This window comes from Candidatus Cloacimonas sp. (assembly GCA_039680785.1).
Lineage (GTDB): Bacteria > Cloacimonadota > Cloacimonadia > Cloacimonadales > Cloacimonadaceae > Cloacimonas.
This window is the reverse complement of record JBDKSF010000050.1, coordinates 1-6,387: the sequence shown is the minus strand read 5'-3', so window position 1 is coordinate 6,387 and position 6,387 is coordinate 1. Positions and strand designations below refer to the sequence as shown.

The following is a 6,387-nucleotide window of genomic DNA, read 5'->3' as shown; positions in this document are numbered from 1 at the left end:
ACTGGAATTATTCCTTTGGTTAGTGGCACGATGATTGTTATGTGGATTGGAGAGCAGATTACTGAGCACGGAATTGGTAACGGGATTTCACTTATCATTTTTGCCGGTATCATTGCCAGATATCCGGAAGGTTTTGTAAGAATGTTTCAAAAAATATCGGTTGACCCAAGCTACACTTGGAAGGCAATTTTAGCTATTTTACTGATGGTAGCAGTTACAGCCGCAGTTATTTTTGTAACCGAAGCAGTGCGTAAAATTCCTGTTCAGTATGCCAAACGCATTGTGGGAAGAAAAGTTTACGGAGGTCAGAGTACCTATATACCTTTGCGGGTAAATACTGCCGGTGTTATTCCCATCATTTTTGCTCAGAGCGTTTTAATGTTCCCGGCAACCATTGCTGCTCTCATTGGAGGCAAAAGCACTTTCTGGACTACTTTACAGCGTTGGTTATCACCTGGAGCTGTTCTTTACACTGTTTTATATGTCGGACTCATCGTTTTCTTTGCTTATTTCTTTACGGCAATTGTGCTCAATCCTACTGAAATGGCAGAAAATATGATTAAATATGGCGGACACATTCCAGGTAAGAAGCCCGGTAAGAAAACCGCTGATTATATCAACAGCGTTTTAGTGCGTATTACTTTACCAGGAGCAATTTTCTTCGCTTTTATCGCTTTACTGCCTGAAATTATGAGTCAGCAGTTGGACCTTCCTTTTTATTTTGGCGGAACAGGTCTGTTGATCGTCGTGGGAGTTGCATTGGATACTTTACAGCAAATAGAATCTCATCTGGTAATGCGTCATTACGATGGCTTTATGAAAAAAGGCAAATTAAGGGGCAGGTCCATCTAAGATGATTTATATTAAGTCCCCCTGGGAATTGGAGATAATCCGAAAAAGTTGTCAGATCGTGGCTGGTTTATTGGATGCTTTGGAAGAACTGATAAAACCAGGAATCAGCACTTTGGAATTGGATAAATTTGCCGAAGAATACATTCTCAGCAGAGGTGGCGAACCCTCTTTCAAAGGATATAGGATAGAAGGTCTGAGTCCATTTCCCGCCTCTATTTGTACTTCCATTAATGAGCAAATAGTCCACGGCATTCCTTCCAACAAAGCAATATTGAAAGAAGGCGATATTATCGGCATTGACGCCGGTGTTTATTATGATGGTTATCATGGAGATTCAGCCAGAACCTATAAAGTTGGCAACATATCTGCCGAAGCGGAAAAGCTCTTGCAAGTAACTAAAGAGTCACTTCTAAAAGGAATCAGCGCTGCCATTACCGGCAACCGAGTTGGTGACATTTCCCACGCAATTGGTTCCTTTGTAACTTCCAAGGGGTTTTATGTTGCTGATGATCTCACTGGACACGGTATTGGCGCAGATTTACATGAAGACCCTATGATTCCCAATATAGGTAAAGCGGGAAGAGGTCCCCGCCTTTATGCAGGTATGACCATTGCAATCGAGCCAATGGTTAATATCGGTACTAATAGTGTATCAGAGAACGGATGGGAGTTCAAAACGGCGGATAATAGTTTATCTGCTCATTTTGAACACACTATTCTGATTACCGAAGGCGAACCTGAAATTCTAACAATTACCGGATGAGGAAATATTCAGTATGAGCAAGGCAGGTGTTATAGAAGTGGAAGGGATTGTAACCGAAGCACTTCCCAATACAACTTTTCGCGTTACTTTGGAGAATGGCCATGAAATATTAGCTCATTCTTCCGGAAAAATGCGAATGAACTATATCAGAATTCTACCGGGAGATAAAGTTAAAGTGGAACTTTCTCCCTACGATCTTACAAAGGGTAGAATAACCTACCGCTATAAATAAAAAATAAATGATTGCAAACAGCCCTTTGGCTAAAGCAAGGAGAAAATAATGAAAGTGAAAGCTTCCGTTAAGAAAATCTGCAAGGATTGCAGAATTATTAAACGCAACGGTATTATCCGTGTTATATGCAGTTCAAACCCCAAACACAAACAAAGACAGGGTTAAGGAGGATAAATTTGGCACATATAGCAGGTATCGAACTTCCGAGAAATAAACGCTTGTTTATCGGACTTACTTATATTTATGGTATAGGACTGTCCAGCGCAAAAGAAATATGCCAAAAAGCAAATATAGACGAAATGAAAAAAGTGGCTGACCTTACTATTGAAGAGGAAAAAATCCTCCGCGATATCATTCAGAATGAATATACAGTAGAAGGTTCGCTCCGAACTCAAGTTGCTATGAATATCAAACGTCTAATGGAAATTGGCTGCTATCGCGGCTTGCGTCATAAACGCGGACTTCCTGTTCGCGGGCAAAGAACTCATACAAATGCCAGAACCAGAAAAGGACCTCGTGGCAATTCAATCAAGAAGAAATAGGAGAAAATATGGCTACAAAATCCAGAACTAAGAAAAAAAGAGTCCGCCTGGCTTTCGACGAAGGTCTGTTCTTTGTCCATTCCAGTTTTAATAATACCATTATTACCTTAACCGATCGGGCTGGTAATGTGCTTGCTTGGTCCAGCGGAGGAAAAGTTGGCAACAAGGGATCTCGTAAAAGTACTCCTTTTGCAGCTCAAGTTGCTGCCACAGAAGTAGCTAAAGCCGGACTGGATATGGGAATTCAGAAAGTTGGCGTGATTGTTAAAGGTCCCGGTGGAGGAAGAGAATCCGCCATCAGAGCCGTAAATGCTTCAGGAATGAAGGTAACGATGATTAAAGATGCAACTCCAATTCCCCATAATGGCTGTCGTCCACCTAAAACCAGAAGGATATAAGGAGCATAAAAATGGCGAGATATACAGGACCAAAAGCAAAAATTTGTCGCAAATTCGGTGAAAATATATATGGAAATGCCAAGTATGATAAAATCCTCGGCAAACGCAAATTCCCTGCCGGACAGCATGGAAAAAATATGCGTCGTAAACCTTCCGATTACAATTTACATCTGCGGGAAAAACAAAAACTCCGCAATACCTATTGTCTCTTGGAAAGACAATTCAGCAACTACTTTAAGAAGGCAGCCAAGGCATCTGGAATTACAGGTGATAATTTAATGCTGCTCTTGGAAAGACGCTTGGATAATGTCGTTTACAGAATGGGTTTTGCCGTAACGAGAATGCAGGCAAGACAGTTCATCAATCATGGTCATTTCCAGGTTAATGGCAAAAAAGTAGATATCCCTTCCTACCTTGTTAAAGCAGGAGACATAATTGAAGTCCGTCCCCAAAGCAAAGGAATGAAACTGCTTTTGGAAGCTATGGATAGAACAGAACTCACTTCGCCATATTCTTGGCTTAGTATAGATAAAGAAAATTTCCGCGGTCAATTTAATGCAATTCCCGCAATTAGTGAGATTCCCGTCACTTGTGACCTGCGTCTCGTAGTTGAATTTTACTCCAAATAATGCGTTACCACCTTAAGGAGCAGCTATGATGTATCTTGAACCTTTACAAATGCCGGAAGCGGTTGATTATGACAAATCTACATATTCACGCAATTACGGCAAGTTTGAAATCGGTCCCCTTGAACCGGGTTTCGGAACCACACTGGGAAATACTTTACGACGAATTTTGTTATCTTCCGTTCAGGGAGCGGCAGTTCGGTTCGTGAGGATAGAGGGTTTGCACCATGAATTTTGTCCTATCCCGGGAACCAATTCCGATTATATAGATTTAATCCTCAGGATTAAGCAGCTCGTTATCCAATCCAGCACCATAGAAGAAGTTCCTATTGTTCTTGAGCACAAAGGAAAAGGTGTTATAACTGCCTCAATGATTAAAGAAACACCTTCTGTGAAAATTATCAATAAAGACCTTTATCTGCTGGAAGTAGTGGAAGATATTGATTTTCGTCTGGAAATGATTGTGGGCATCGGTCGCGGTTATGTTTCAGCAGACAGGCAAAATCCCGAAGGCAAAGCAGTTGGCTTTATTCCTATCGATTCCATTTATTCACCTGTTCTGAAAGTAAATTTCAGCGTCACTCATCAAAGAGTGAAAGAAAGAATGAATTATGATCGCCTCATTATGGAAATTTTTTCCAACGGCGCCATTGAGCCATCCATTGCTCTGTTTCTTTCTGCCAAAATCCTAAAAGATATGGCTGCCAAAATTTCCTTGTTTGAGACCGAACCTCAATATATTCGCGATGTAGAATTAGACCCCGATTTGGAAGAAAAAGAACGCATTCTAAATACCAGCGTGCGCGAAATTGAACTTAGCGTTCGCGCTGCAAATTGTTTATCTCAGGCACATATCGATACTATTGGTGATTTGGTTTCCAAATCCGAAGCCGAAATGCTAAAATTCCGTAACTTCGGTAAAAAATCCCTCGAAGAAATCATCCAAAAACTCAAAAAGTATGATTTACAGCTCGGAATGGATGTGGATAGTATCTATCGCAAAATCAAAGAAGCAAGGAGCAGAGGCGTTCTTCCTCCCGAAGAAAAAGAAGCTCCCGCTCTGGAAATCAAACCCAAAACCAAACCTAAAACCAAACAAGTAACTGAAAAAGAAACACCTAAAGAAAAGAAATCTGTGGAAACCGTTACCGTTACACCTCCTCGTAAACCGGTTCCCAGCCCCAAAAAGAAGGATAAAAAATGAGACATAGAGTTGAAGGTAGAAAATTCGGACGGGAAATGGATGCCCGCCGTTTGATGATGAATAACCTGGTTAAATCAATGATAGAACACGGTCAATTGACAACCACCCTCCCCAAAGCCAAAGAAATGCGACGCTATGTAGAACGCGTTATCACTTACGGAAAAAATGATACCGTCCATTCCAGACGACTGGCTTACAGCGTTTTGGGAAATAGAACTTTAGTGAAAAAACTATTTACTGAAATTGCACCCGCCTTTGAAGGCAGAAACGGTGGCTATACCAGAGTTCTCAAAGCCGGATTTCGAAAGGGGGATAATGCTCCGATGGCTGTTATTCAGTTCGTGGAAGAATCCACCATCAAACCCAAAAAGAACGCCATCAAAGCCAAAGACCTAAATAAATAATTGTTCTGCCATAGATTACCTAAGTTTTAAGGATTATTAGCTAACCTAAATGGCTTAGATAGTATTAGTTAAGAACTTAATACTGCTTTAAACGATTGCCGCTTAGTTAACTTAAATGGCTTAGATAGTATTAGTTAAGAGTTTAGTAGTGCTTTAAACGATTGCCGAATTCTGATTTCCAAAAGCTAACTGCTTATAAAAAATCGGATTTCGGCAATCTTCCTTAGACGCTTCCCTAACACCACTCCTCCTCTTCAGCAAGAGCCGCTAAAAGCGCAGTTGTTGAAAAAGCCCCCCAGGGCGACACAATCATAGCGATGGTGGCGTAAATAATCTTATCGGTTGTGGGCTGTCGGCTTTAAGTCAAAATCGGCCTATTCTATGGGATATTATTGACCTTATTCAAAGAAAAGGGAAAAGAAGGAAATTATATGTCCGATCACAAGCAAAACCGATTTTAACTCAAAGACCGACACGATCATAGCGATGGTGGCGTAAGCCCCTCGAAAAAAACAGATTAAGACATAAGTTCCGTTAGGAACGACAGATACTAACGACGGGTTTTAACCCGGCGCAAATAGAAACAAATAAAATTAGTCCCAGCGGGACGACAGATTTAAGCGACGGGTTTTAACCCGGCGTATAAATAAAGGAAGGTTGACCTCCTGGTCAACCCACAACAAACAATCTATCAAGCTGTTATCAAATAAGGCGGAAGCAGTATAACTTGGTTGTAAGGGGAACTACAGTATCTCGTTCCTCCTGTATATATTGCACAGATTTACTTATTAACTACCACCAAAATAACTTTGAACCAAGAACTCCCGCACTCTGAACTCCCGCACCTTTTATTTCCCGGCTGCGATGGAAATCATTTTCCCCGGAACAACAATCACTTTCTTGATATTAAGTCCTTCCAGATAACGCTTAACATTTTCATTTTCCAATGCTTTAGCTTGCAATTCGTCTTGGTTGATTTCTGCTGAAACTTCCAGTTTTCCTCTAATTTTGCCGTTAACTTGAATAACATAGGTAACAATGTTCCGAGTTAAATATTGTTCTTCATATTCTGGCAAACCGCAATCATTCAGCATATTTTCATTTCCCAATTCTTGCCAAAGCTCTTCTGCAATATGAGGCGCAAAGGGATAAAGCATTTTAGGCAAAGTTATACAGGCAAAAGCATAAATCTGTTGTTCCGCGGTATTCAATTTTTCTGGTTCTTTAATTTTCACGATCGCATTCAAAAATTCCATACAAGTGGCAATGGCAGTGTTGAATTGCAAACGCTGCAAACAATCCTCTTTCCATCTATAAATGGCATAATGGGTTTCATAACGAAGCTCTTTTATTGCTTCAGAGATAT

10 protein-coding genes are annotated in these 6,387 nt (G+C 40.7%); 9 read left to right on the top strand and 1 reads right to left on the bottom strand.

Annotation, left to right across the window (positions count from 1 at the left end; genetic code table 11):
- From secY to rplQ, 9 genes are all read left to right on the top strand, one after another.
- Positions 1 to 852, top strand: an 852-nt coding sequence (gene secY, locus ABFC98_03365) for a preprotein translocase subunit SecY (protein ID MEN6445066.1), incomplete at its 5' end; no start/stop codon positions are given.
- A gap of 1 nt (position 853) precedes the next feature.
- Positions 854 to 1,615, top strand: a complete 762-nt coding sequence (map, locus tag ABFC98_03360) for a type I methionyl aminopeptidase (GenBank protein MEN6445065.1) — start codon at positions 854 to 856, stop codon at positions 1,613 to 1,615.
- Positions 1,616 to 1,628: 13 nt separating this feature from the next.
- Entirely contained in the window at positions 1,629 to 1,847 is a 219-nt protein-coding gene (gene infA, locus ABFC98_03355) for a translation initiation factor IF-1 (GenBank protein MEN6445064.1), read from the top strand.
- Between the two features lie 48 nt (positions 1,848 to 1,895).
- Positions 1,896 to 2,012 (top strand): 50S ribosomal protein L36, encoded by a 117-nt coding sequence (gene rpmJ, locus ABFC98_03350; GenBank protein MEN6445063.1) that lies wholly within the window; start codon positions 1,896 to 1,898, stop codon positions 2,010 to 2,012.
- A gap of 11 nt (positions 2,013 to 2,023) precedes the next feature.
- Positions 2,024 to 2,389: a 30S ribosomal protein S13 gene (gene rpsM, locus ABFC98_03345; protein MEN6445062.1), complete on the top strand. Its 366-nt coding sequence runs from the start codon at positions 2,024 to 2,026 to the stop codon at positions 2,387 to 2,389.
- 8 nt (positions 2,390 to 2,397) lie between these two features.
- Positions 2,398 to 2,787 (top strand): 30S ribosomal protein S11, encoded by a 390-nt coding sequence (gene rpsK / locus ABFC98_03340; GenBank protein ID MEN6445061.1) that lies wholly within the window; start codon positions 2,398 to 2,400, stop codon positions 2,785 to 2,787.
- An 11-nt stretch (positions 2,788 to 2,798) separates the two neighbouring features.
- A complete protein-coding gene (rpsD, locus tag ABFC98_03335) occupies positions 2,799 to 3,416 on the top strand; it encodes a 30S ribosomal protein S4 (GenBank protein MEN6445060.1) in 618 nt (205 codons plus the stop codon).
- A gap of 25 nt (positions 3,417 to 3,441) precedes the next feature.
- Positions 3,442 to 4,617 (top strand): DNA-directed RNA polymerase subunit alpha, encoded by a 1,176-nt coding sequence (locus tag ABFC98_03330; GenBank protein ID MEN6445059.1) that lies wholly within the window; start codon positions 3,442 to 3,444, stop codon positions 4,615 to 4,617.
- On the top strand, positions 4,614 to 5,021 hold the full coding sequence (gene rplQ, locus ABFC98_03325; GenBank protein ID MEN6445058.1) for a 50S ribosomal protein L17: 408 nt from the start codon (positions 4,614 to 4,616) through the stop codon (positions 5,019 to 5,021). The genes ABFC98_03330 and rplQ overlap by 4 nt, the downstream gene beginning before the upstream one ends.
- Positions 5,022 to 5,869: 848 nt before the next feature.
- On the opposite strand, the gene ABFC98_03320 is transcribed toward rplQ, so the two are convergent.
- A partial coding sequence (locus tag ABFC98_03320; protein MEN6445057.1) for a class I tRNA ligase family protein occupies positions 5,870 to 6,387 on the bottom strand: 518 nt, incomplete at its 5' end.

Bases quoted from the DNA above. Each gene is read 5' to 3' on its own strand.
- map (MEN6445065.1), top strand. From the start codon at position 854: ATGATTTATATTAAGTCCCCCTGGGAATTGGAGATAATCCGAAAAAGT.
- infA (MEN6445064.1), top strand. From the start codon at position 1,629: ATGAGCAAGGCAGGTGTTATAGAAGTGGAAGGGATTGTAACCGAAGCA.
- rpmJ (MEN6445063.1), top strand. From the start codon at position 1,896: ATGAAAGTGAAAGCTTCCGTTAAGAAAATCTGCAAGGATTGCAGAATT.
- rpsK (MEN6445061.1), top strand. From the start codon at position 2,398: ATGGCTACAAAATCCAGAACTAAGAAAAAAAGAGTCCGCCTGGCTTTC.
- rpsD (MEN6445060.1), top strand. From the start codon at position 2,799: ATGGCGAGATATACAGGACCAAAAGCAAAAATTTGTCGCAAATTCGGT.
- ABFC98_03330 (MEN6445059.1), top strand. From the start codon at position 3,442: ATGATGTATCTTGAACCTTTACAAATGCCGGAAGCGGTTGATTATGAC.
- rplQ (MEN6445058.1), top strand. From the start codon at position 4,614: ATGAGACATAGAGTTGAAGGTAGAAAATTCGGACGGGAAATGGATGCC.